This is a genomic window from Kribbella sp. NPDC003557 (assembly GCF_040610805.1).
Lineage (GTDB): Bacteria > Actinomycetota > Actinomycetes > Propionibacteriales > Kribbellaceae > Kribbella.
This window is the reverse complement of sequence record NZ_JBEXMY010000010.1, coordinates 120,893-142,755: the sequence shown is the minus strand read 5'-3', so window position 1 is coordinate 142,755 and position 21,863 is coordinate 120,893. Positions and strand designations below refer to the sequence as shown.

General features: G+C 69.5%; 24 protein-coding genes and 1 other RNA gene. 11 read left to right on the top strand and 14 right to left on the bottom strand.

The features are described from left to right. The first annotated feature begins 33 nt into the window (after positions 1-33). Both ABZW60_RS35585 and ABZW60_RS35580 read left to right on the top strand, forming a co-directional pair. Positions 34-435, top strand: a complete 402-nt coding sequence (locus ABZW60_RS35585) for a hypothetical protein (protein ID WP_355484500.1) — start codon at positions 34-36, stop codon at positions 433-435. Further along, entirely contained in the window at positions 432-1,514 is a 1,083-nt protein-coding gene (locus tag ABZW60_RS35580) for a hypothetical protein (RefSeq protein ID WP_355484498.1), read from the top strand. Before ABZW60_RS35585 ends, ABZW60_RS35580 begins: the two co-directional genes overlap by 4 nt. Here ABZW60_RS35580 and ABZW60_RS35575 read toward each other — a convergent pair. Beyond that, on the bottom strand, positions 1,511-2,065 hold the full coding sequence (locus tag ABZW60_RS35575) for a TetR/AcrR family transcriptional regulator (protein ID WP_355484496.1): 555 nt from the start codon (positions 2,063-2,065) through the stop codon (positions 1,511-1,513). The two genes, ABZW60_RS35580 and ABZW60_RS35575, sit on opposite strands and share 4 nt — an antisense overlap. 51 nt (positions 2,066-2,116) lie before the next feature. Between ABZW60_RS35575 and ABZW60_RS35570 the strand changes: the two genes are divergently transcribed. Beyond that, positions 2,117-2,602: a GNAT family N-acetyltransferase gene (locus ABZW60_RS35570; protein ID WP_355484494.1), complete on the top strand. Its 486-nt coding sequence runs from the start codon at positions 2,117-2,119 to the stop codon at positions 2,600-2,602. Here ABZW60_RS35570 and ABZW60_RS35565 read toward each other — a convergent pair. From ABZW60_RS35565 to ABZW60_RS35545, 5 genes are all read right to left on the bottom strand, one after another. Beyond that, a complete protein-coding gene (locus ABZW60_RS35565) occupies positions 2,599-3,732 on the bottom strand; it encodes a hypothetical protein (RefSeq protein ID WP_355484492.1) in 1,134 nt (377 codons plus the stop codon). The two genes, ABZW60_RS35570 and ABZW60_RS35565, sit on opposite strands and share 4 nt — an antisense overlap. Positions 3,733-3,858: 126 nt before the next feature. Then, the gene (locus ABZW60_RS35560; protein ID WP_355484490.1) at positions 3,859-4,068 is read right to left on the bottom strand and encodes a hypothetical protein; all 210 of its coding nucleotides are present in this window, start codon (positions 4,066-4,068) and stop codon (positions 3,859-3,861) included. Continuing rightward, positions 4,061-5,671, bottom strand: a complete 1,611-nt coding sequence (locus tag ABZW60_RS35555; RefSeq protein WP_355484488.1) for a TROVE domain-containing protein — start codon at positions 5,669-5,671, stop codon at positions 4,061-4,063. The genes ABZW60_RS35560 and ABZW60_RS35555 overlap by 8 nt, the downstream gene beginning before the upstream one ends. Positions 5,672-5,914: 243 nt before the next feature. After that, an RNA gene (gene rnpB / locus ABZW60_RS35550) (RNase P RNA component class A) lies at positions 5,915-6,314 on the bottom strand. 10 nt (positions 6,315-6,324) lie between these two features. Then, positions 6,325-6,702 (bottom strand): DUF952 domain-containing protein, encoded by a 378-nt coding sequence (locus ABZW60_RS35545; protein ID WP_355484487.1) that lies wholly within the window; start codon positions 6,700-6,702, stop codon positions 6,325-6,327. Positions 6,703-6,745: 43 nt separating this feature from the next. Between ABZW60_RS35545 and ABZW60_RS35540 the strand changes: the two genes are divergently transcribed. Next, positions 6,746-8,266: a peptidase S10 gene (locus tag ABZW60_RS35540; RefSeq protein ID WP_355484485.1), complete on the top strand. Its 1,521-nt coding sequence runs from the start codon at positions 6,746-6,748 to the stop codon at positions 8,264-8,266. On the opposite strand, the gene ABZW60_RS35535 is transcribed toward ABZW60_RS35540, so the two are convergent. After that, a complete protein-coding gene (locus tag ABZW60_RS35535; RefSeq protein WP_355484483.1) occupies positions 8,254-8,637 on the bottom strand; it encodes a GNAT family N-acetyltransferase in 384 nt (127 codons plus the stop codon). The genes ABZW60_RS35540 and ABZW60_RS35535 overlap by 13 nt on opposite strands. Beyond that, complete coding sequence (gene map / locus ABZW60_RS35530; protein ID WP_355484482.1) at positions 8,634-9,482, bottom strand: type I methionyl aminopeptidase; 849 nt, start codon at positions 9,480-9,482, stop codon at positions 8,634-8,636. Before map ends, ABZW60_RS35535 begins: the two co-directional genes overlap by 4 nt. Before the next feature lie 53 nt (positions 9,483-9,535). Between map and ABZW60_RS35525 the strand changes: the two genes are divergently transcribed. After that, positions 9,536-9,724: a hypothetical protein gene (locus ABZW60_RS35525; protein WP_355484480.1), complete on the top strand. Its 189-nt coding sequence runs from the start codon at positions 9,536-9,538 to the stop codon at positions 9,722-9,724. A gap of 98 nt (positions 9,725-9,822) precedes the next feature. Here the strand turns inward: ABZW60_RS35525 and ABZW60_RS35520 are convergent, their stop codons facing one another. Next, entirely contained in the window at positions 9,823-10,434 is a 612-nt protein-coding gene (locus ABZW60_RS35520; protein ID WP_355484478.1) for a histone H1-like repetitive region-containing protein, read from the bottom strand. A gap of 304 nt (positions 10,435-10,738) precedes the next feature. On the opposite strand from ABZW60_RS35520, the gene ABZW60_RS35515 reads away from it, so the two are divergent. Both ABZW60_RS35515 and ABZW60_RS35510 read left to right on the top strand, forming a co-directional pair. Then, positions 10,739-11,476 (top strand): helical backbone metal receptor, encoded by a 738-nt coding sequence (locus ABZW60_RS35515; RefSeq protein WP_355484670.1) that lies wholly within the window; start codon positions 10,739-10,741, stop codon positions 11,474-11,476. Positions 11,477-11,539: 63 nt separating this feature from the next. Beyond that, a complete protein-coding gene (locus tag ABZW60_RS35510) occupies positions 11,540-11,716 on the top strand; it encodes a hypothetical protein (RefSeq protein WP_355484676.1) in 177 nt (58 codons plus the stop codon). Here the strand turns inward: ABZW60_RS35510 and ABZW60_RS35505 are convergent, their stop codons facing one another. Then, the gene (locus ABZW60_RS35505) at positions 11,717-12,214 is read right to left on the bottom strand and encodes an NUDIX domain-containing protein (RefSeq protein WP_355484476.1); all 498 of its coding nucleotides are present in this window, start codon (positions 12,212-12,214) and stop codon (positions 11,717-11,719) included. Positions 12,215-12,318: 104 nt separating this feature from the next. Here ABZW60_RS35505 and ABZW60_RS35500 point away from each other — a divergent pair, with 104 nt between their 5' ends. Continuing rightward, positions 12,319-13,218: an aldo/keto reductase gene (locus tag ABZW60_RS35500; protein ID WP_355484475.1), complete on the top strand. Its 900-nt coding sequence runs from the start codon at positions 12,319-12,321 to the stop codon at positions 13,216-13,218. 18 nt (positions 13,219-13,236) lie between these two features. Here ABZW60_RS35500 and panB read toward each other — a convergent pair whose 3' ends face one another. Further along, the gene (gene panB / locus ABZW60_RS35495) at positions 13,237-16,179 is read right to left on the bottom strand and encodes a 3-methyl-2-oxobutanoate hydroxymethyltransferase (RefSeq protein ID WP_355484473.1); all 2,943 of its coding nucleotides are present in this window, start codon (positions 16,177-16,179) and stop codon (positions 13,237-13,239) included. Between the two features lie 152 nt (positions 16,180-16,331). Next, positions 16,332-18,104 (bottom strand): NAD+ synthase, encoded by a 1,773-nt coding sequence (locus ABZW60_RS35490; RefSeq protein ID WP_355484471.1) that lies wholly within the window; start codon positions 18,102-18,104, stop codon positions 16,332-16,334. A gap of 173 nt (positions 18,105-18,277) precedes the next feature. Here ABZW60_RS35490 and ABZW60_RS35485 point away from each other — a divergent pair, with 173 nt between their 5' ends. After that, positions 18,278-19,459: a DUF418 domain-containing protein gene (locus ABZW60_RS35485; protein ID WP_355484469.1), complete on the top strand. Its 1,182-nt coding sequence runs from the start codon at positions 18,278-18,280 to the stop codon at positions 19,457-19,459. Here the strand turns inward: ABZW60_RS35485 and ABZW60_RS35480 are convergent. Beyond that, positions 19,405-20,070 carry a peptidoglycan recognition family protein gene (locus ABZW60_RS35480; protein ID WP_355484467.1) on the bottom strand — a complete coding sequence of 222 codons (666 nt, stop codon included), beginning with the start codon at positions 20,068-20,070 and terminating at the stop codon, positions 19,405-19,407. The two genes, ABZW60_RS35485 and ABZW60_RS35480, sit on opposite strands and share 55 nt — an antisense overlap. A gap of 56 nt (positions 20,071-20,126) precedes the next feature. Between ABZW60_RS35480 and ABZW60_RS35475 the strand changes: the two genes are divergently transcribed. After that, positions 20,127-20,600: a hypothetical protein gene (locus tag ABZW60_RS35475; protein WP_355484465.1), complete on the top strand. Its 474-nt coding sequence runs from the start codon at positions 20,127-20,129 to the stop codon at positions 20,598-20,600. Further along, a complete protein-coding gene (locus ABZW60_RS35470) occupies positions 20,597-21,496 on the top strand; it encodes an HTTM domain-containing protein (RefSeq protein ID WP_355484464.1) in 900 nt (299 codons plus the stop codon). Before ABZW60_RS35475 ends, ABZW60_RS35470 begins: the two co-directional genes overlap by 4 nt. Here the strand turns inward: ABZW60_RS35470 and ABZW60_RS35465 are convergent. Further along, complete coding sequence (locus tag ABZW60_RS35465; RefSeq protein WP_355484462.1) at positions 21,422-21,829, bottom strand: hypothetical protein; 408 nt, start codon at positions 21,827-21,829, stop codon at positions 21,422-21,424. The genes ABZW60_RS35470 and ABZW60_RS35465 overlap by 75 nt on opposite strands. Between the last annotated feature and the right edge of the window lie 34 nt (positions 21,830-21,863).

Below are 21,863 nucleotides of genomic sequence, written 5' to 3'. Positions count from 1 at the left end.
CGATCTACGCGACGTCTACCGATGAGGGCCAGCGTGGATTACGACGAGTTCTTCGTGCAGTACAAGGACGCCTACGACCTGTGGACCTTCGGCAGACTGGATCTGGACGGCGCGCTCGCCGAGCTGCAGCGGTTGCGCGAGACGGCGCGGTCGATCGAGCCGGCCGGCAAGCGTGAGGCCGCGGAGTACCTCCTCGCCCAGTGGGCGAACCAGACCTCACCGCAGGCCGAAGAGCGGATGGCACGAGCGACGGCCGTCCTGCAGCGTGCCTCCGCGGACGACGGGACCATCGATCAGCGGCGGGCCCGGGCCGAGGCGGGGATCGTCGAGATCACCGGCATCGCGGACGAGACCACCGACGTCGCCGAGCGGTACGCGATCCTCGGCCTGAACGAGTCACTCGCCAAGCTGATCGACGCGCTGGCCCGTCGATGACCACTGCGGGCGGCGACCCGCGGCGCCGGCCGGGCGTCCGAAGCTTCGACGAGCTGATGGACCGCCAGGCCGAGGCGGCACTGGCGCTGGCCGGTGCCGACCACTCGTCCTGGAAGCGCGGGCAACTCGGCCCCACGCGCCAGGTCGATCGCGGCATCGTCCTCGGTACGGCGGACTGGGACGGGACGCTGCGCTACCACTACGGCGAGATCGTCAAGCCGTTGCAGGAGATGTTCGCCCGCCAGGGACAGCAACTCGGCACCGAGGACCTGGTGCGGTACCGCAGTGCGCTGCTGGTCGTGCTGCACGAGAACGCGCACATGCTGGCGCCGCCCGGCCGCGACAACGGCGACGAGCGGGACACGCCGATCACCCCTGACGCCGCCCGGAAGGCCCTCGAGGAAGGTGCCACCGAGGCCTGGGCGTATCGCAACCTCGACCGGTACATCGACGAGCTCGGCCTGGAGGACGTCGCTCCCGGCCTGAAGAGCGTGACGGCCGTCTCCCGCTATCAGCACTACATGCCTGCTGCCGACGTACTCGCCGAACGGATCGGCGATCAGGCCGGCGTCGGACGCGACGAGATCCTGCGGCAGATGAACTGTGCGCTGTCCGACGGCAAGTGGCCGATCGCCGTCGAGCAGATGTACCAGAATTCGGACCTCCCCGGGCTGGTGCCGCCGGGCGACGTTCGCCGGGTGAAGCGGGAGATCGACGCGGCGATGCGGGCACCGCTCCGCGCGCTGACCGATCTGGAGACGGTCATGCCGGTCCGGAGCCGCGCCGCCAAGTCGGCCGGCCTGGGCGAGGCGGCGTACTACGAAGGGTTGCGGGCGGTCGCGCGGATCGAAGAGAGCTATCGATCCGGACCTGGTCTGCAGCACGACCGTCAGGTCGAGCAACCAACGGACCGCCGGCAGCAACCAGACCAGAAGGACGTCATCGACGTCGCCTTCTCCGGTACCGCCTCGGCGGGGCTCGCGGTCGCGAGTCGTCCTGACAAGGCGACGCTGGACAAGGCGCCGTCCACCCCGGCCGGCCCGCAGCGCCAGAACTCCAGCGCTCGCGAACAGGGCTAGTCGGCCAGGTAGTCCTCGACGGCGGCGGTCGTTCGATCCAGGTCGCCGGTCGCGAGCAGGTCGATCAGTGCGCCGCGGAGCATCGCGAGAACGGCGGTACGTCGTGCCTCGGTCCGGTCGGGATCGCTCGTCCTGAGCAGCTCGAGCCAGTCGTCGACGGTCGACCGGGCGAAGTCGGCCCACGGGCCGTCGGGTGCGACCAGCGAACGCCCGTACGCCTCGACCCAGAACGTCATCAGCGGCCGGCGTTCCGGCGCGGCCAGCCAGGTCCACAGCTCCCGTGCGATGACGGTCAGGCCGGGCGGGTCGTCGTACTGCTGCTCGATCCCGCGGAGGAGCTCGAGCTCGTCGGAGCGGGCGCGAGCGAGCAGGGCGCGGATCAGGCCGTCCTTGCTGCCGAACAGGAACAGCAGCACGCGCGGGCTCGATCCGATCGCGGTTGCCAGCGGGCGCAGCGACAGGTCGGCCAGGCCGTGCGTCAGCGAGTACGCGTAGGCGCGCTCGAGCAGTTCCTGCTGGCGGGCAGAAGGAGCTTCCTTTGTGGTCGGCACGGGGCTAGTATCGCTTACTGAAACAGTCGTGTCAGTAGAGCGGGTAGGTTGATGACGAAACTGATCAGGAAGCTGGGGCAGCCCGGAGACCTCGGCTGGGTGGTGCAGTCGCACGCGGAGATCTATGCGGCCGAGTACGGCTGGGGGCCGGCGTACGAGACGCTGATCGCGCAGATCGTGTCGGCGTACGCGTCCGACCACGACGACGAGCGCGAGGCCGCGTGGATCGCCGAGGCGGACGGGGAGCGGGCGGGCAGTATCTTCTGCGTGCGCGGGCCGGACGAGACGACCGCGCAGTTGCGGCTGCTGCTCGTGACACCGGCCGCGCGGGGGCTGAAGCTGGGTGCCGAGTTGGTCGACACGTGCCTGGCGTTCGCGCGTGCGGCGGGGTACAAGCGGATGGTGTTGTGGACGAACGATCCGCTGGTCGCGGCGCGGCACATCTATCTGTCGCGTGGTTTCCGGCTGACCGGCACGGAGGTCCACGAGATGTGGGGCGACCACCTCGTCGGCCAGACGTACGAGCTGGACCTCTAGGACTTGCAGACCGGTGCGCCGGGCGACGGGGTCTTGTAGATCGCGTGGGAGAGGAACGTGCTGACGTAGCCGTTGGCGACCGTCAGCGCGTGCCGCGGGCCGGCGCTGCCGAGCGGGAGGTACCTGCGCAGCGGGTACGCAAGGTAGTAGACGCCGTAGTCGGTGAAGTTGAAGTGCCGGGTGCCGGGGATCGTCGCGCACCACGACGTACCGGTGCTTGCCTTGAGCAACGAGAGGGCGCGGTCCCGGCCGTGGTCGTTCTTCGCGTCCGGGCCGCAGACACTGGTGATACAGGAGTCGTCGGCGCCGAGCAGCATGACCGGAGCCTTCACGCCCTTCCGCACGACTTCGCCGAACTGGATCCCGTCCAGGTCGACCGCGGCGGCACACCGCGGGTCCAGGCGGCAGGCCTCGAGTGACGCCGCGCCGCCGAACGAGTGACCGACGTACGACGCGCCGACCGCGGACTCGACCGAGTTCGGCACCTCCTTGGCGACCATGCCGGCCGCGAACCGCGCGTCGGCGGCCCAGACCCCGACCAGGTGGTCGCCGACCTGCTGCGCGCCCTCGGTGTTGTCGCCGAGGTTGGGCGGGTTCGCCTCGGGCTTGCTCTCGATCGTCTGCCCGCCGAGGACGGTGAGGTTCGCGCTGTACGTCGGGGTGACGCCCGCGACGAGGTAGCCGTGGCTGGCGAGATTCTCGGCGAGCGCGGCGTACATCGGAGCGGACAGCCCCATCCCCGGCATCAGCACGACGACCGGGAACCGTCCCGGCGCGATCGCGACCCGGTCGAGGGCGCGATCCTGCAGCGTGTCGAACGGGCCTTGGAACACCGAGGCGGGGGCTTTGAGGTGCAGTCCGCTCCAGTCGCCCGGCGCGTACTGCACGCGGCGTCCGGTGGTCTCCTTCGCCACCGGATACCAGAGCCAGACGGCAAGCCGGCGCGGGCCGTTCACGTACGGGTCACGGCGGGGCGTGTCGGTCCATTCGTACGTCCGCCGCCCGACCTGGAAACTCCCGCTGGTCTCCGGCAAGGCCACAGGCTCGGACCGCTGCACGAGCACCCACCCGACGTACCCGGCCCCGCCGACCAGCACGACCAGCAGCAGGATCACAATCCCCGTCCGCACGCGACGCCTCATACCTCCAGCCTCTCACCACCACCCCACGAACCCCCTCCCATCACCCCCCGAGTCGCAAGATCCCTGTCGAACTCGAAGGAGCAGGCGACCTCCGCGGCCCGAGGATCACTCCCGCTAGGCCCGGCCTTTGACGACGGCGGCGATCAGTTCCGGGGAACAACCGACCGCCGCCGCCAACGCCGGGTAGGTCCACCGCTCCGGATCCTCGGCCCGCAACTGCCTGATCAGCCGGTTGCGTTGCTCGCGGTGCCGCCGGGCCAACGCCTCGGCCGCAGCCTGCGCGCGATGGAGTTCGCGCGCCTGCTGGGCTCTGGCGTCAGACACCACGGGCGAAGTCGCCGATCAGTCCCGGGACGGCGCTGTCGAAACCGGACACGTCCAGCATCCCCGGATCCGACGGGTCCGCGATCGTGCTGCCGTTCGCGGTCATCGCGACCACGACCAGGCGAGCGTCGATTCCCAGCTCCCGACGGTACTGCTGCAGCGCCTGGTGCGGGTGGATCCTCCCGTGCCAGGTCTCGTTGTCGGTGTAGACGACGAACGTGTCGATCGCGAGCTTGCGCCGCCGCGCGTACTGCATCGGCAGCGCGCAGTCCGTCCCGCCGAACGGCAGCTCGGACACCGCCCGGATCGCGGTGTCCAGCCGCAGCCGCGGCGAGATCGGCAGCCGGGTCAGCGCGGTCCTCCGGAAGCTGCCCTTGCTGGTGAAACCGACGATCTCGTACGACGACTCGGTCGCGGCCGTGACGAGCGCGAGCGCCGCCGATGCCTCGCGGCAGCTGATCGGCAGACCCGACACCGGCGACGTCATCGACCCGGACACGTCCAGCGCGAGCAGCATCCGCTTCCCGCTCGGCTCGACCGCGTCGTACGCCAGGTAGAACGCGGCGTCGAGCGCGTCCACGATCGGCTGCGACGGCGTCCACGAACCCGCGCCCCGGGCCCCGCGACCCGAGGAATAGGTGCGCTGGGCAACGAGTACGGCCACCGGGTGCACCCGCGCCTTCCGCAGCCGGGTGGCATCCGCGAGCTGGTCCGCGACGATCCCCGCCCAGGAACCGAGCGGCTCGAGCAGCCCCAGCCGAGTGAGGCGGGGGAGCTGCCGCAGCAGCGCGGTCTGCGGGAGACCGTTCGCGAGCAGGGCTTCCCAGACCTTCGGCTCGTTCAGGAACCGGTCGGGGATCATCTCCCACGACAGCGCCCGGTTGAGCGCCACGACGTCGGCGACCTCGGTCGCGTCGGTAGCGGCCTGGATCCGCTCGAAGGCGGTCAGTAGCGGCAGCCCGGACAGGTCCGCCGGCCGGCCGTGGATCCAGTCGAACAGTTCCCGCCGTCCCGGCTCCGCCGTCTTGGGGTGCGACAGCCGGAGCAGGTCGGCGTGCGACCAGCCGTTGCGCTGACGGTACTTGAGCACCTGGTAGGCGACCGAGTCGACGGTGCGGTCCGGGTCGACGTACCAGCTGCCGATCGCCCGGCGCGTGCCGCGGCCCCAGCCGCCGAACTGCTCCAGGTAGCCGGCGAAGCGGAACAGGTGCGTACCGGTCCGCGCCACCAGCGGTACGGCGGCGAGCGCGGCCCGGCGGCCGTCGTCGTCGCCCAGCTTGGCGGCTGCCGCGAGCGCGAACAGACCGGGGTCCTGCTTCGGCGCCCGGCCGGCCACGGAGATGTCCAGTACGGCGGCTACGACGTCGGCTGCCTGCTTCCGCGCGAGCTCCACGACCAGTCCGGCGTTCTCCTGGGTCAGCTCGCGTTCGGAGGCGTAGTACGTGCCGCCGGTCGTGCCGAGCGTCAGGAACCGGTGCAGCCGCGCGAAGTCGTCCTGGACGAACGTGTAGCCGCCGGCGCGGTTCTTCCGCTGCCGTGGATCGGCCTGCTCGTCCTGTCGCGTCTGCCGGGTGCTGATCAGAGCCAGCGGATCTGTGGACATGTCCTTTCTCTCCTGTCGGTTCCGGGCATGACAGGACAGACCCGGACGGACGTGGTGCGCCGACCGGACAGATGCTCTAGCCATTTGAGCTACACCGGCGAACCGGCGGCGGGACTCGAACCCGCAACACTCCCATTAACAGTGGTAACCGACCAGCTCCGGCCCACCCGGGTCTGTCACGTCATCGACTGTAAGGCGTTACAGCCGAGCCCCGCCAACGAATTAGCCGCGGCTCGGGGGGAGGGAACGGGTCGGTCATGTAAGCCGGATTCTGTCGAGTGCGATCATCCATCTACGGTGGCCGTTGCCGGGCACCTCTAGCGGCCTACCCGCGAGCTCGGGCGGGCCGCCCTCGAACGCTCGCGCGGGTGGTGGTTGCCCACCGCCCTTCTTGGCCTTGCTCCACGTGGGGTTTACCTAGCCTCCGCAGTCACCTGCGGAGCTGGTGGTCTCTTACACCACCGTTTCACCCTCACCCGCACTCCGGTGAACCACGGGGTTCATCGGAGCCGCTGGCGGTCTGTTCTCTGTGGCACTGTCCCGCGGGTTGCCCCGGGTGGGCGTTACCCACCACGCTGCCCTGTGGAGTCCGGACTTTCCTCGGCGCCCTCAGTGAGGACGACGCGATCGCCCGACCGACCCGTTCCGTACCCTCAGGATACGGCCTCGGCGGTCACCTCCGGCCACAGCCCGTCCGGACCCCGGTGGTACGGGCGGACGTCGACCACGGCGTCCAGGTTCAGCGGGCCGTAGATGTGCGGGAAACTCATCCCGGTCCCGTCCAGGTCCTCGTCGCACAGCGCCGACACCAGCCGGGCGGTGTCGATCACCAGCAGGCACAGCGGCTGGGCCGCCGCATCGATATCGTCGTACGCGAAGTTCGCCACCATGGCGACCTGCTCGGGGCGGGAGGCGTGGATGAAGGTCGCGCCGTCGTCGAGGCTCTTGCCGCGGGTCGACCAGCGGTAGCTCCCGGCCCGCAGCGCGGCCTCCCACTGGTCCGCGAACGCGATGTGCAGAATCGTCGCCATGGTCCAACGCTAGCCCGTACGGCCGTCGATTAAGGTGCTCGACATGGCCAACGAGGAGCACAGCGAGCCCGGGACCAAGACCGAGTCCGAGACCACGTCCGAGACCAGGAGCAAGCCCGCCGAGCCGGTCGACGACCTGGTGGCGACGCGGCACGCGATGACGGTCGACGGGCAGGACCTGCGGTACACGGCGACCACCGGGCGGGTCGTGCTCCGCGAGGAGGTGCTGACCGACGGCAAGTTCGACGGGCTGAAGCCGAAGGCCGAGGTGTTCCTGACCGCGTACACACTGGACGACGCGGACGCCGGCACGCGGCCGGTGACATTCGCGTTCAACGGCGGGCCGGGGTCGTCGAGCATCTGGCTGCATCTCGGTCTGCTCGGCCCGCGCCGCGTCGTGTCGGGTGACGTGGGCGAGCTCGCGCCGCCGCCGTACTCGATCGTCGACAACGCCGAGACGTTGCTGAAGTACAGCGACGTGGTGTTCGTCGACCCGGTGTCGACCGGGTTCTCGCGGGCCGCGGAGGGGGAGAAGCCGGGGGACTACCACGGGTTCACGCGTGACCTGGAGTCGGTCGGCGAGGTGATCCGGCTGTGGACGTCGCGCAACGGCCGCTGGATGTCGCCGAAGTTCCTGGCCGGGGAGTCGTACGGTACGACGCGCGCGGCGGGGCTCGCGGCGCATCTGCAGCAGCGGTACGGGATGTACCTGAACGGCGTCATGCTGATCTCGGCCGTGCTGGAGTTCGGGACGCTCGACTTCACGCCGGGCAACGACCTGCCGTACACGTTGTTCCTGCCGTCGTACGCCGCGATCGCGCACTACCACGGGCTGGTCCCGGACCGGACGCTGGCGGAGGTGCTCGCCGACGCCGAGCGGTTCGCGGCCGGGCGGTACCCGAATGCGCTTGCCCAGGGCAACCGAATTCCGGCGGACTACCGGGCCGAGGTGGTCGGCCGGCTGGCCGCGCTGACCGGGTTGAGCGAGGACTACATCGACCGGGTGAACCTGCGGATCGAGCACATGCGGTTCTTCGGCGAGCTGCTGCGGTCACAGCGGCAGACGGTCGGGCGGCTCGACGGACGGTTCACGGGATGGAGCGCCGACTACGGTTCGGAAACGCCGGACCGGGACCCGTCGATGAACGCGATCACCGGACCGTACTCGGCGGCGCTGAACCACTACGTCCGCGTCGAGCTCGGCTACGAGAACGACCTGCCCTACGAGATCCTCAACTACGACGCCGCGAGCAACTGGTCCTTCAAGGAGTTCGAGGGCAAGCAGATCAGCGTCGCGGAGAAGCTCGCCGAGGCGATGCGCGTCAACCCGCACCTGAAGGTGTACGTCGGCTCCGGCCACTACGACGGCGCCACGCCGTACTTCGCCACCGAACACACCCTCGCCCGCCTGCAGATCCCCGCCGAACTCACCACCAACATCGAAACCAAGTACTACCCCGCCGGCCACATGATGTACGTCCACGAACAATCCCGCATCCAGCAGTCGGCAGACCTCGGCGCCTTCATCACGTCGTCCGCCAACCGCGGCGGTCAGTCGGGGTAGATGCGGAAGCCGTGGAAGGTTTTGTGGGTGAAGGAGGCGTAGAAGTCTTCGGCGGTGTCGGTGACGAGGTCTACTCGTTGGGCGCCGGTGAGGGGAGTGGCGTGTTCGAGGAGGGCCCGGCCGATGCCCTTGCGGCGGTAGGCGGGGTGGACGGCCAGTTGGGAGAGGTGGGCCTGGATGTGGCCGTCGCTCTGGAGGTAGGCGAAACCTATGACCTGCTCGCCGTCGAGGGCGACGACCGTCGTCACGCCGGGTGCGGTGAAGACGGCGTGGGCGCGGGCCGGGTCCGCGGGGAGGGACGGCCAGTCCTCGGTCTCGCAGATCGCGAGGATGCCGGCCAGGTGTTCCTCGGCGTACCGCGTGACAGTCACGGCAGGGTGAGGACTTCGGCGCCGGTGTCGGTGACCACCAGCGTGTGCTCGAACTGCGCCGTCCGCGACTTGTCCTTCGTGGTGGCGGTCCAGCCGTCCTCCCACAGGTCGTACTCGTACGTGCCCAGGGTCAGCATCGGCTCGATCGTGAACGTCATGCCGGGCTCGATGACGTCGTCGAACCGCTCGTCGTCGTAGTGCGGGATGATCAGCCCGGAGTGGAACGACGTCGAGATGCCGTGACCGGTGAAGTCGCGCACCACGCCGTACCCGAAGCGCTTCGCGTAGGACTCGATCACCCGGCCGATGATGCTCACCTGGCGACCGGGCTTGACCGCCTTGATGCCGCGGTTCAGCGCCTCGAGGGTGCGCTCGACGAGCAGCCGGCTCTCCTCGTCGACGTCGCCGACCAGGAACGTCGCGTTGGTGTCGCCGTGCACGCCGTCCAGGTACGCCGTGATGTCGACGTTGACGATGTCGCCGTTCTCCAGCGGGCGGTCGTCGGGGATGCCGTGGCAGATCACCTCGTTGACCGATGTGCACAACGACTTCGGGTAGCCGCGGTAGCCGAGCGTCGACGGGTACGCACCGCGCTCGACCAGGTACTCGTGGCCGACCGCGTCCAGCTCGTCGGTCGTCACACCCGGCTTCGCCGCCGCACCGACCGCCTGCAACGCCTGCGCGGCCAGCTTGCTCGCGACGCGCATCTTGTCGACCACTTCGGGCACCGTCACGTAGGAACCGTCGAACGGCGTCGGTGCCGGCTTGTCGACGTATTCCGGACGAGGAATGGAAGCAGGTACGTCGCGGCGCGGCGAAATGACGCCAGGAGTGAGGATCGACATGGTGAGATCATTCTAGGCAGCGGCGACAAGACTCCCAGGAGGTGGTCATCCAGATGAGCGACGATCACAGCAACGAGTGGTACTACAACACCAAGACCGGCAAGGTCGAGCCGTACCAGGGTGCGAAGTCCGGCGACCGGCTCGGTCCGTACAGCTCGCCGGAGGAGGCCGCCCGCGCGCTGGAGAAGGTCCAGGAACGCAACGAGGACTGGGACAACGACCCGAAGTGGGACGACGACTGACGCCATCCGCCGACGACTGACGTCACGCGCCGGCGACGTGCCGAGGGGCACCACCGAACATCATCGGTGGTGCCCCTCGACAGTTACTGCGGGCTGAATCAGCGCGCGACGCGCTTGGCCGCGGTCTTGCGGGCCGGAGCCTTGCGGGCCGGCGCCTTCTTGGCGACGGTCTTCTTCACCGCGGACTTCTTCGCGGCGGTCCGGGCCGGCGCCTTCTTCGCGGCGACGCGCTTCGCGGGGGCCTTCTTCGCGGCGACCTTGCGAGCCGGCGCCTTCTTGGCGGCGACCTTCTTGGCCGGGGCCTTCTTCGCCGTCGTCTTCTTGGCCACGGTCTTCTTCGCGGCCGTCGTCTTGCGGGCCGTCGTCTTCTTCGCTGCCGCCGTGGTCTTCCTGGCTGCCGCCGTGGTCTTCTTGGCGGCGGTCGCGCGCTTGGCCGGAGCCTTCTTCGCGACGGTCTTCTTCGCGGCCGTGACCTTCTTCGCCGGGGCCTTCTTGGCGGTGGTCTTCCGGGCCGGCGCCTTCTTCGCCACCGTCTTCTTGGCGGCGGTCTTCTTGGCCGCACTCACCTTCTTCGTCGCTGTCTTCTTTGCTGCGCTGACCTTGCGCGCGGTCGTCGTCTTCGCGGCGCTGGCCTTCTTCGCGACAGTCTTCTTGGCGGGAGAAGCCTTTTTGGCTGTCGCCTTCCCTGCGGCTGCCTTCTTGGCTGGCACTCTGCCTCCTTGGTGCGGCTGAGGAAAACCACGGTGGATTCCTCGTCGTCATGATGATGACAACACTTGTGCGCTACGTAAAGCACCGGAAACGTCCGCAGGTTAAGGAGAACTCGTGGCATAGTGGCGGGTAAATGCCGAAAATCCTTGTATGGAAGGGATTCCGCCGCGCCCCGAGCATGCCGGATGCGCTCAAGAATTTCTTGGCGACACGCGCACGAACAGGCCCCGAACAGCCCCGATCGGCGAGTGTTGTCGTCGGCAACGTCCTGCGAACGTGCGGTACAACGGAGCGGTGAAGAGCGTGTACGACGACCTGCGGAACACCGTCGAACTGCCCGGCGAGGTGCGTCGTGTGGTGAGCATCGTGCCGTCGTTGACGGAGTCGATCGCGGCCACCGACAGGGACCGAATCGTTGGTGCGACCGACTGGTGTACGCATCCCGCGGACCTCGACGTGGTGCGTTGCGGCGGTACCAAGAATCCCGACGTCGAACGCATCCGCGCACTCGCGCCGGACGTCGTCGTCGCGAACGCCGAGGAGAATCGCGCGGCCGATCTCGACGCGTTGCGCGGCCTCGGAATCGCGGTCTGGGTGACCGCGCCGACGACGGTTCCCGAAGCACTCGATTCACTCGGCCGGATGCTGTCCGCGGTCGTCGGCGGCGAACCGCATTGGCTGCACGAAGCACGCGCGGTGTGGAGTGCGCCGTACGACGGAATGCGCCGGCGGGCGGTGATACCGATCTGGCGCCGGCCGTGGATGGCGTTGGGGCGGGACACGTTCGCGGGAGATCTGCTGTCCCGGCTCGGTATCGACAACGTGCTGGGCGAATCCGGTGAGCGTTATCCGCGGATCGATCCGGACGCGTTACCGGAGTACGACGTCGTGGTACTGCCGGACGAGCCTTATGCCTTTTCACCCAGCGACGGTCCGGAAGCGTTCGGTAAACCCGCGCGCTGCGTATCCGGAAGGCATCTGACCTGGTACGGACCGTCACTCGTCGAGGCCCGCGCACTGCTCACCGCCCAGCTGGCGTGACGTCCGCCACGATCGCCGTGCGACGTCTGGACGGGTTAGGCATGCCTCACCTACGCTCCCTGCGTGCCGTCGATGACCGCGAAGAAGAAGTGCTGCAAGGACAAGCCGAGGTGCAAGAAGTGCCCGGTCGTCCTGCTGCGCCTGTCGAAGGCGGGCTGCGCCGAGCGGATCGACCGCGTGCACTACACGGTGGACAAGAAGGTCCCGAAGAAGGTGCTCAAACAGGCGCGCAAGCGCTGATCACGACGCGCGGCGCAAGGTGATGACGTCGGCCGCCTGACGGAGCAGACCGGGGATCGTCACGTGCGCGGCCTGGCCGGTCGCCTCGAGGTCGTCGCCGTACCACCAGCCGTGCGCGCTGATGGTCTGCAGCTCGAGCTCCTCCTGGTTCGCGAACGTCACGTCGACGCGGTCCACCGCGACCGCGAAGAAGGTCTGGTGCTGCACGATCCGGCAGCCGCCCCACTCGAACTCGATCGTGTTGGTCGCCACCGGTGCGCCGAGCGCGTCGACCGGCAGCACGATGCCGACCTCTTCGCGCAACTCACGGCCGGCCGCTTCCGCGACCGTCTCACCGGCCTCGACCCCGCCGCCGATCGTGAACCAGTACGGCGTCTGCGGCTTCAGCGGGTCCCAGCCGTGCAGCAGCAGCACCTTGCCGTCCGGACGTACCGGCAGCACGCGGGCCGTCGTACGGTGCCGGACCGTCCCTGGTGGTGGCAGCTGGGATTCGCTCACACCACAAAACGCTAAGGGACGAGGCCTGTGCCGCGTCGGGTCGTGCGGCGCGTCTCACATGGTTGCTGTGGACACCTACGATCACTGTGCGGATCATTTTCGGCATGGCAAGCATCGGTCTCGGACTGGCGGCGCTGGGGCGTCCTGGATACATCAATCTCGGGCACGACGAGGATCTGCCGCCGCGACGTGCGGTCGAGGACCTGCGGACCCGGACGCACGAGTTGCTGGAGCAGGCCTGGCAGGCCGGTGTTCGGTACTTCGACGCCGCGCGTTCGTACGGTCTTGCCGAGGAGTTCCTCGGCGAATGGCTGACCCCGGAGCGTCGCAGTCAGCTGACCGTCGGCTCGAAGTGGGGCTACACGTACGTCGCGGACTGGCGGCACGACGCGGACACGCACGAGGTGAAGGACCACAGCCTCGAGACGTTCGAGCGGCAGTGGCCGGAGACGCTGCGAGCGCTCGGCGGCCCGCCGGACTTCTACCTCGTCCACAGCCTCACGTCCGACAGCCCTGCACTCGATGACAAGCGCTTGCTCGATCGGTTGCGCGAGCTGGCGGACTCGGGTGTTCGTGTCGGTCTCTCCACGAGCGGCCCACGCCAGGCCGAGACGCTGCACAAGGCGTTGGCGTCCGGTACGCCGTTCACCGCCGTCCAGGCCACCTGGAACGTGCTGGAGACGTCAGCAGGCCCAGCACTCGCGGAGGCGCACGATGCGGGCTGGTTCGTCGTCGTCAAGGAAGCGGTCGCCAACGGCCGCCTCACGGCCCGCGCCGGCGAGACGCCGTTCAACGAGTTCGCTCACCAGCACGGCGTCGCGCCCGACGCGCTGGCGATCGGCGCGGCCGCCGGCCAGCCGTGGGCCGACGTGGTGCTCAGCGGAGCTACCACGGCGGCACAGCTGGCCAGCAACCTCGCGTTCCACATCGACGGGCCGCTCACCGAATTCGTCCAGCAGCCTGAGGAGTACTGGACCGAACGTTCAGGCCTGCCGTGGATCTAGCGTGGATCTAGCGCGGATCTAGAAGGTGTGTTCTTCTCCGGGGAAAGCACCTGAGGCGACCTCGGACGCGTACGTCGCCGCGGCGTTGACCAGGATGCCGCGCAGGTCGGCGTACTGCTTCACGAAGCGCGGCATCGTGCCGGAGCGCAGACCGGCCATGTCCTGCCACACCAGCACCTGCGCGTCGGTGTCGCGGCCGGCGCCGATGCCGATGGTCGGGATCGGCACCCGCTTGGTGATCTCCGCGGCCACGTCGCCCGGCACCATCTCCAGCACCACCGAGAACGCACCGGCCGCGGCGAGCGCGACGGCGTCGTCGATCAGGCCGGCCGCCTGATCGCCCCGGCCCTGCACGCGGTACCCGCCGATGCTGTGCTCGCTCTGCGGCGTGAAGCCGATGTGCGCCATCACCGGGATGCCCGACTGGGTGAGCTTCTCGACCATCGGTACGACGGTCCGCCCGCCCTCGAGCTTCACCGCGTGGACGCCGGCCTCCTTCATGAACCGCACGGCGGTGTGGAAGGCCTGCTCAGGCGATGCCTGGTACGAACCGAACGGCAGGTCCGCGACGACGAGCGCCCGGTCGACCGCGCCGGCGACTGCGCGCGCCAACGGGATCAGCTCGTCGACCGTCACCCGGAGGGTCGTGTCGTAGCCGAACACGTTGTTCGCGGCGGAGTCGCCGACGAGCAGCACCGGGATGCCGGCCTGGTCGAAGATCTCGGCGGTGTACTGGTCGTAGGCCGTCAGCATCGCCCACTTCTCGCCGCGGCTCTTGAAGTCCCGCAGGTGGTGCACGCGGTAGCGCCGCGGGCGCTTCGTTGCGTCGGCCGCCGGAGTGCCTTCACCGCTCCGCTTGGCGGCCGCGCCACCGCCGTACGGCGAGACCTCGGACGCCTCGGCGGCGGGTGTCGATGCGGCCTCCGGCGTGGTGCTCGCGGACGCCGCCGCAGCGTTGTTCGCGAGCACGCCTTGCTGGGCCACAGCCTTATGCGCCACAGCCTGCTGAGGCACGCTCTGCTGAGGTACGGCTTGCTGGAGCGGGGCCTGCTGGGGCGCGGCCTCCTGGGCCGAGACCTGCTGAGGCTGGGCCTGCCGGGGCACGCCCTCCTGGGCCGAGACCTGCTGAGGCACACCCTCCTCGGACCCGACCTGTTGGAGCGAGGCCCGCCGGGGGACGGCCTCATGCGACGAGACCTGGTGAGGCTGGGCCTGCTGAGGCATGCGCTCCTGGGACCGGACCTGCTGGAGCATGGCCTCGTCGGACTGGGCCTGCTGGGGCGTGGCCTCATGGGACTGGGCCTGCTGAGGCACGCCCTCCTGCGACCGGACCTGCCGGGGCAGGGACTCCTGGGACCGGATCTGCTGGGGCACGGCCTCCTTGGCCGGGGTGGCTTGGGCGCGGCGGGCGGCGCGGTGTGAGGTGACCTGCTCCGCGGGGACCTGGCTGGGGGCGTCCTGCTGCACGTCCGCTCGCCGGCGCGCGCCGATGGGGCGGGCCGCTCCGGGGACGCGCGGCTGCTCGGCCGGGGGTTCCACCGCGTTCACAGTGTCGTCGCTCTCGTACTCGGCGCTGGGGTCCGACAAGTACCCGTTGTGCGACTGCGTACCCGGCCGAAGCCTGATCTCCTGCGGCCGAGTCTCCTCGGGCGCAACCTCCCCCTGCCGCCGAACACCCTCGCGCTGCCCCTCGCCGCGCGCCCGACCGCTCTCGTACTCCGTCTCGCCGCGGCGGAGTTCGTCCCGCGCCCGTGCGCTCTCGCGCTGCGCCTCGCTGCGACGGAGCTCATCCCTCGGCCGACTGCTCTCATGCTGCGTCTCAGCACGGCGGAGTTCGCCCCGCGCTCGAGCGCTCTCGTGCTCCGTCTCGGCGGGACGGAGGTCGTCCCGCGCTCGAGCGCTCTCGTGCTCCGTCTCGGCGCGGCGGAGGTCGTCCCGCGCTCGAGTGGGCTCAGCCGGACGTGCCGGCTCCTGCGCACGCTCTGGTGCGCGAGCCGGCTCGTGACTCCACACAGGCTCCGGCCCGGGGCCCGGCTCGTAACGACGCTCCGCCTCGCGCCCGCGCCCTTCGAACCCGCGTCCGTCCTGCCCGCGGCTTTCAGGCGTGCGGCCTTCCAGTCCGCCGTCGAGCGCGCGACCTTCCAGCCCGCGGCCTTCCTGCGCGCGGCCTTCCTGTCCGCGGCCTTCGTGTCCGCGGCCTTCCTGGGATCGTGGTGCGTCTGGTGGTTGCGGGCGCTGCGGCGGGCGCGGTGGCTGCTGGTGGCCCAAGCCGTTGCTGCTCAGCCCGTTGCTGCTCGACCCATTGCTCGACGCGCTGCTCGAACCATTACTGCTGTGCCCGTTGCTCGAGCCGTAGCTGCTCAACCCGTTACCAGCACCGTGACTCAACCCGTTGCTCGCAGCCGGCGGCTGTTGTCCGCCACTCGGTGTTCCCGGCGCGAACGGGCTCGGCGGTGGCGCCGGCGTGCTCCAGTTCGTGCTGCCGTTCGACCCGGCGCGCGGCTGGCCCTGCGGCCTCGGCTGCTGCTGCGAACCGTTGCTGCCGGACCCCGGCCCGAACGGACTGGGCCGACCCTGCGGCGGAGGCTGCTGCGCCGGCGGCTGCGGCCGGAACGGGTTCTGCTCCTGGTACTCCCGCCCGTACGACTCTTCGCGCGCCTCACCGTAGTACTCCGGCCGCTCGGACCGCGGCGCCTGCTGCGGCGGCGGTGGCGCACTCGGAAGGTACGGCGGTTTCGGAACGTACGGCTGCTGCGGCACCGGCCCACGCTCGTACGTGCGCGGGGCGTTCGGCAGCGACGGCGCGGGGTCGAGGCCGGAGCCCCGCTCCTGCCAGGTGTCGTTGTCGTAGTCCGAGCGGCGGTGTTCCTCGGTTGCCCGGTTCTTCGGTCCGGTCCCGTACGGCGAAGGCAACTCCTCGTCGTCGCCCTGGGTACCGGCCGACAGGAAGTTGTCAACCATGCCCTCATCGTCCCACCGTTGCGGAGGGTGAGCGCCACCGCCTGTGGGTGAGCGATCGCTCACATCGCGTCGGGGCAGGCCGGAGCGGTCGTGGAGCTCGTCGGGCGAACTCCACGGGGTGTCTGTGGATGGGCGGTACCGCCAGGAGTCACTCAGTGCTCGGCCGCCTTTCGTGCGTCCTCACGCCATGCGTTGGTGATCGGCAACCGGCGGTCCCGGCCGAAGGCCTTGTGGGTGATCTTCGGGCCCGGTGGGTACTGCCGGCGCTTGTACTCGGCTTTGTCGACGAGCTGGATCGTCCTGGTCACCAGCTCGGTGTCGAACCCGGCGGCGACGAGTTCGGCGCTGCCGCGGTCCTGCTCGACGTAGTCGTCGAGCATGTCGTCGAGCAGGTCGTACGGCGGCAGCGAGTCGGTGTCCTGCTGCCCCGGGCGGAGCTCGGCCGACGGCGGTTTGGCGATCGAGTTCTCCGGGATCGAGGGCTGCTGCCCCTTCTCCTTCGCGTCCGCGTTCCGCCACTTCGCGAGCCGCCAGACGACGGTCTTCGGCACGTCCTTCAGCGGCGCGTACCCGCCGACCGCGTCGCCGTAGATCGTCGAGTACCCGACGGACAGCTCCGACTTGTTGCCACAGGCAAGCACCAGGTGGCCGTCGGCGTTTGACAAACCCATCCAGATCACCGCCCGGACGCGGGCCTGCAGGTTCTCCTCGGCCAGCCCGGTCAGGCCGAGCGTGTCCAGGAACGGTTGCACCATCGGCTGGATCGGGACGACGCGATAGTTCAGCCCGGTCCGCGCGGCGAGCTCGGCGGCGTCGTCCTTGGAGTGGTCGCTGGAGTACACGCTCGGGTTGGAGATCCCGAACACGTGCTCGGCGCCGATCGCGTCACAGGCGATCGCGGCGACCAGCGACGAGTCGATGCCGCCGGACAGTCCGAGCAGCACCGACTTGAAGCCGTTCTTCTGCACGTAGTCGCGGAGTCCGGTGACGATCGCGCCGTACATCTCGGCCTCGTCGGACAGCCGCGGCGCGATGTTCGCGGCGATCGGCTCGTACGGCGGGAGCGGGTCGTCCTGGAGCACCGTGTGGACGATCTCGATGCCCTCGTGGGTGCCCTGCGGCGTGCCTGACGCGGCAGGCAGGTCGAGGTCGACGACCATGCTGCCCTGCTCGAACTGCGGTGCCCGGGCGAAGATCGTGCCGTCGGGGTCGGCGATCAGCGAGTCGCCGTCGAAGACCAGCTCGTCCTGGCCGCCGACGAGGTTGACATACGCGAGTGCGCAGCCGGCCTCGCGGGCGCGGCGCCGGACGAGATCGCCGCGGACGTCGTCCTTGTTGGCCTCGTACGGAGAGCTGTTCACGACGAGCAGCAGCCCCGCGCCGGCCGCACGGGTGACCGCGACCGGACCGCCGTCCTGCCAGAGGTCCTCGCAGATCACCAGCGCGACGTCGATGCCGTGGATGCGCACGACCTGCAGGGTGTTGCCGGGGACGAAGTGCCGGAACTCGTCGAAGACGCCGTAGTTCGGCAGGTGGTGTTTGACGGCGCTGGTGACGACGCGGCCCTGGTGGATGACCGCCGCGGCATTGGTGGGCGAGCCCTTCGGGCGGCCGAGGCGGTCGATGCCCATCGCCGTACCGCTCGCGCGGTCGAGGTAGCCGCAGATCACCACGATGTCGCCGAGACCTTCGTCGGCGAGCCGCTGCGCGAGCTTGCCGATCCGGGCCTGGGAGGCGTCGACGAACGACGCGCGCAACGCCAGGTCCTCCACCGGATAACCGGTCAGTCCGAGCTCCGGGAACGCCACCAGATGCGCGCCGCGCTCGACCGCGTTCCGGGTCCACGCGACGATCTTGTCCGCGTTCCCGTCGATGTCACCCACGGTCACATTGAGTTGAGCAAGCGCTACCCGAAGCTGAGGCACGAGAGCACAGTACTGGTTCCCCCGGCCCGACCCCACGCCCGTCACCAACCTCTTACCAACGCCTCAGGTTGTTCACCGCGCTGTGCCTGCATCTGTCGAACAGCGACGAAGGTTCGGCGGGCCGGGACTTTTGTTGGATGTGTCGGCGTTGGGGCGCGCCTTGACTGGGGAGCATGAGCATTCAGGGTGGGCCGACCGGACTGCGTGAACGTGCGCTGGGGCCGGACCTCGCGCGTGGCTTCATGTTGCTGTTCATCGCTCTCGCCAACTCGCACTACTTCATCGCCGGCACGGCGTACTTCAGCGGTTTCCCGACGGACGGATCGACCGTGGACCGCGGTCTCGGGCTGCTGATCTCGACGCTCGTCGACGGTCGGGCGTTCCCCATGTTCGGCGTCCTCTTCGGGTACGGCGTCGCGCAGATCGTCCGCCGGCAGCGCGACGCGGGCAACGACTGGTGGTCGATCCGCAAGCTGTTGTGGCGCCGCAGCCTGGTCCTGGTCGTGCTCGGCTTCCTGCACGCCATGCTGCTCTACGTCGGCGACATCCTCGCGGCGTACGGCGTGCTGCTCTTCCTCGGCGTCTGGGCGCTGCGCTGGAAGGACCGCTGGCTGTTCGTCGTCGCCGCGATCGTGCTGATCATGACGGCGTTGCCGAGCGGCGATACGCTCGCGGGCTCCATCGAGGGACCCGACCCGTCGATGGTGCCGGCGACCTTCCTCGGCCAGTTCGCGGACCGGCTGGTCGTGCAGCCGTTCATCGCGGGCCTCGGCTGGATCGGCTTCGTCACGCCGTTCCTGATCGGTCTGTGGGCGGGGCGCCGCCGCATCCTCGAACGCCCGGCCGAGCACCTCACCCTGCTGCGCACCACGGCGCTCCTCGGTCTGACGATCGCGATCATCGGCGCGCTCCCGATCTCGCTGGTCGTCGGCGGCGTACTCGCCCGGCCGAGCGACCACGCGGTCACGGTCCTCGGCCCGCTGCACGACGCGACCGGCGTCCTCGGCGGACTCGGGTACGCCGCGCTGATCGTCCTGATCGCGCACCGGGTCGGCGACCGCCCGGTGACGCGGGCGATCGCCGCCGTCGGACAACGATCGTTGACGTGCTACCTGTCCCAGTCCGTCGTCTGGGCCGTCGTGTTCACGCCGTACCTGCTCGACCTCTCGGGCACTCTCACCACGACCACGACGGCACTGCTCGCCCTCGCGACCTGGCTGGCGACCGTCCTGCTCGCCGACCGGATGCGCCGGGCCGACTACCGCGGCCCGTTCGAAGTCCTGATCAGGCGGATCACCTATCAGCCGAGAAGAACCGCGGCCACCCGGTCCCGCAACTCCGGGAGCCGCGCGTAGAACACGTCACCCGGGCACTGCGTCGTGTTGTAGTCGCGGTGCCCGACGATCGCCGCGTGCGGGTCCAGGTTGTACTTCGTACACAGCCACGCGCACGTCAGCACCGACATGTCGAACAGCGCGACCGGCACGTTCTCGCTGACGTAAATGCCTTCGTGCTCGATGCCGATCGTGTGGCTGTTGTTGTTCGCGGTCTGGGCGCCGAGCACGTTCTGCCCGTTGTTGATCGACGACAACGACTTGCTGCGGCCCTCCATCAGAAAGCCGCCGCGGCTGATCGTCAGCTGGTTGCCGATGTCGATCCAGCCGTTGGTATCCATGTGCAGGTCCTGGATCCAGTGCTGGACCTTGTACGCCGCCGCGAGCGAGTAGTCGGTGACGTTCGGGCTCGCGGTGTGGTGGATGACGATGTGATCGGGCTTGCCGATCACCTGCGTCGCGGACCGGGGCGGGCGCGCCGACCATTCGGTGCGCGTGTAACAGCGCGGCGCCGGGGCGGCATGCGCTGCTGTGGGCATGGTCGCGCCGGCCAGCAGCACCCCACCGGCGGTGGCGCCGAGCAGGGTGCGCCGGGTGACCCGGGCACGTTGGATATTTTCTGGGGCGGTCATGTCTAGGAAAATTCCCTACCAAAGACCCGCCCAAACCGGAATGATCTAATGCTGCAGTGACACAGAGTCAGGAGGCACCGGACGTGGTGCGGGTGGGACGGCTCGGCCGGGGAGTGCGGGTGGTCGTCGCGCTTGCCGGTATCGGTCTGCTGATCAACGGATCGGTGCGGGCCACCGACGACGCCTGGCCGTTCGGGCCGATGTCGCAGTACGCGATGTCGGTCCCCGACGACGCCAAGATCGACTACACCCGGATCAGCGCGCAGACGGACGCCGGTACGACGGTCGACGTCCCGCTGAACATCGAGGGCGCCGGCGTCGCGCGGGCAGAGATCGAGGCGCGGGCCGGCGAGATCGTCAAGGACCCGTCGCTGCTGCAGCAGGTCGCGGACGGGTGGGCGCGCAAGCATCCCGACCAGCCGAAGTACGTGAAGCTCGAGCTGATCCGGGACACGACCCAGCTGGTGAAAGGCCGGGTCGAGGGGCCGCCGAACTCGCAGGTGCTCGCGACCTGGACGGTGACCCGATGAAGTGGTTCACCCCGGCGATCGCGCTCGGCCGGATCGCCTGGCTGCGGACGGTCCTGTACCTGTTCGTCATCCTCGACATGCACGCCTTCGTCCGCGACACCCGCGACAAGGGCGAGCACCCCGGGCTGTACCAGCCGCTGCTCCTGGCCCGCCTCCTCGACCTCCCGAAGCCCTCGGTCGCGAACACCACCGCGCTGTACATCGTCCTGATCGCCGCCTGCCTGATCGGCGCGACCAACTACTTCCCGCGGATCGCCGGCTGGGTCGTCGCGCCGGCGTTCACCTGGTGGGTGCTGATCGGGATGAGCGACGGGAAGGTCGACCACGACCACCTCGCGCTCGTGATCGCGCTCTGGGTGCTCCCGACCGTGGGCCGGGCGCGGTACGGCGACCAGACCCGGTCGGAGGCGGCCGGCTGGGCGATCCGGTGCATCCAGATCAGCGTCATCGCGACGTACTTCCTGTCCGCGGTGGCGAAACTCCGCAGTGCCGGATGGGCGCTGACCTGGCCCGGCAGCGCCGTACTCACCTGGGCGATCGTGCGGCGGCCGCATCCGGTCGGCGAGTGGCTGCTGCACTACCCGTGGATGCTGCACGTGATGCAGTGGGTCGGCATCATCGCGGAGTTCCTGTCGCCGCTGATCCTGTGGCTGCGCGGCCGGTGGCAGCTGTTCGGGGCGCTGTTCTTCCTCGGGTTCCACGCCGCGAACACCGCGATCCTGCTGATCCACTTCCTGCCGACGGTCGTCTGCTGGCTCGCGTTCGCACCCCTGGAGCGGATCGTCCCCTGGTACCGGGCGCGCCGCGGATCGGACGAGAGCTCAGCCGGGGATGCCCGAGAGGCCGAAGACCAGGCCGAACACGGCCGGCAGACCGAGCAGCAGGCCGGCGCGTAGCTTGAACCGGCGGCCGCCCGGCCCCGGGGTCCGGACGACCCGGGACAGCACCGCCCCGGCGTACCCGAAAACCAGGGCGGCGAGCAGGATCTGCCGGGTCGGCAGGTTGTCCGCGTCGTGATGCGTCAGACCGAGCGTGACCAGGCCCGGGCAGCAGAACGCGCACATGCCGAAGCCGAGCTCCGGGACCGGCAGCCAGCGGCGGCCCAGCACGTCCCGCTCGGCGGGCCGTTTACGCCGCAGCGACTGCACGAACCGGGCGGTGCCGACGATCAGGTCGCTGACGCACAGCACCGCCGCCACGATGAGCGCCGCGTGGAAGATCGTCTGCACAAGGGGACACGCTAGGCCCTGATCGTGGCACTGT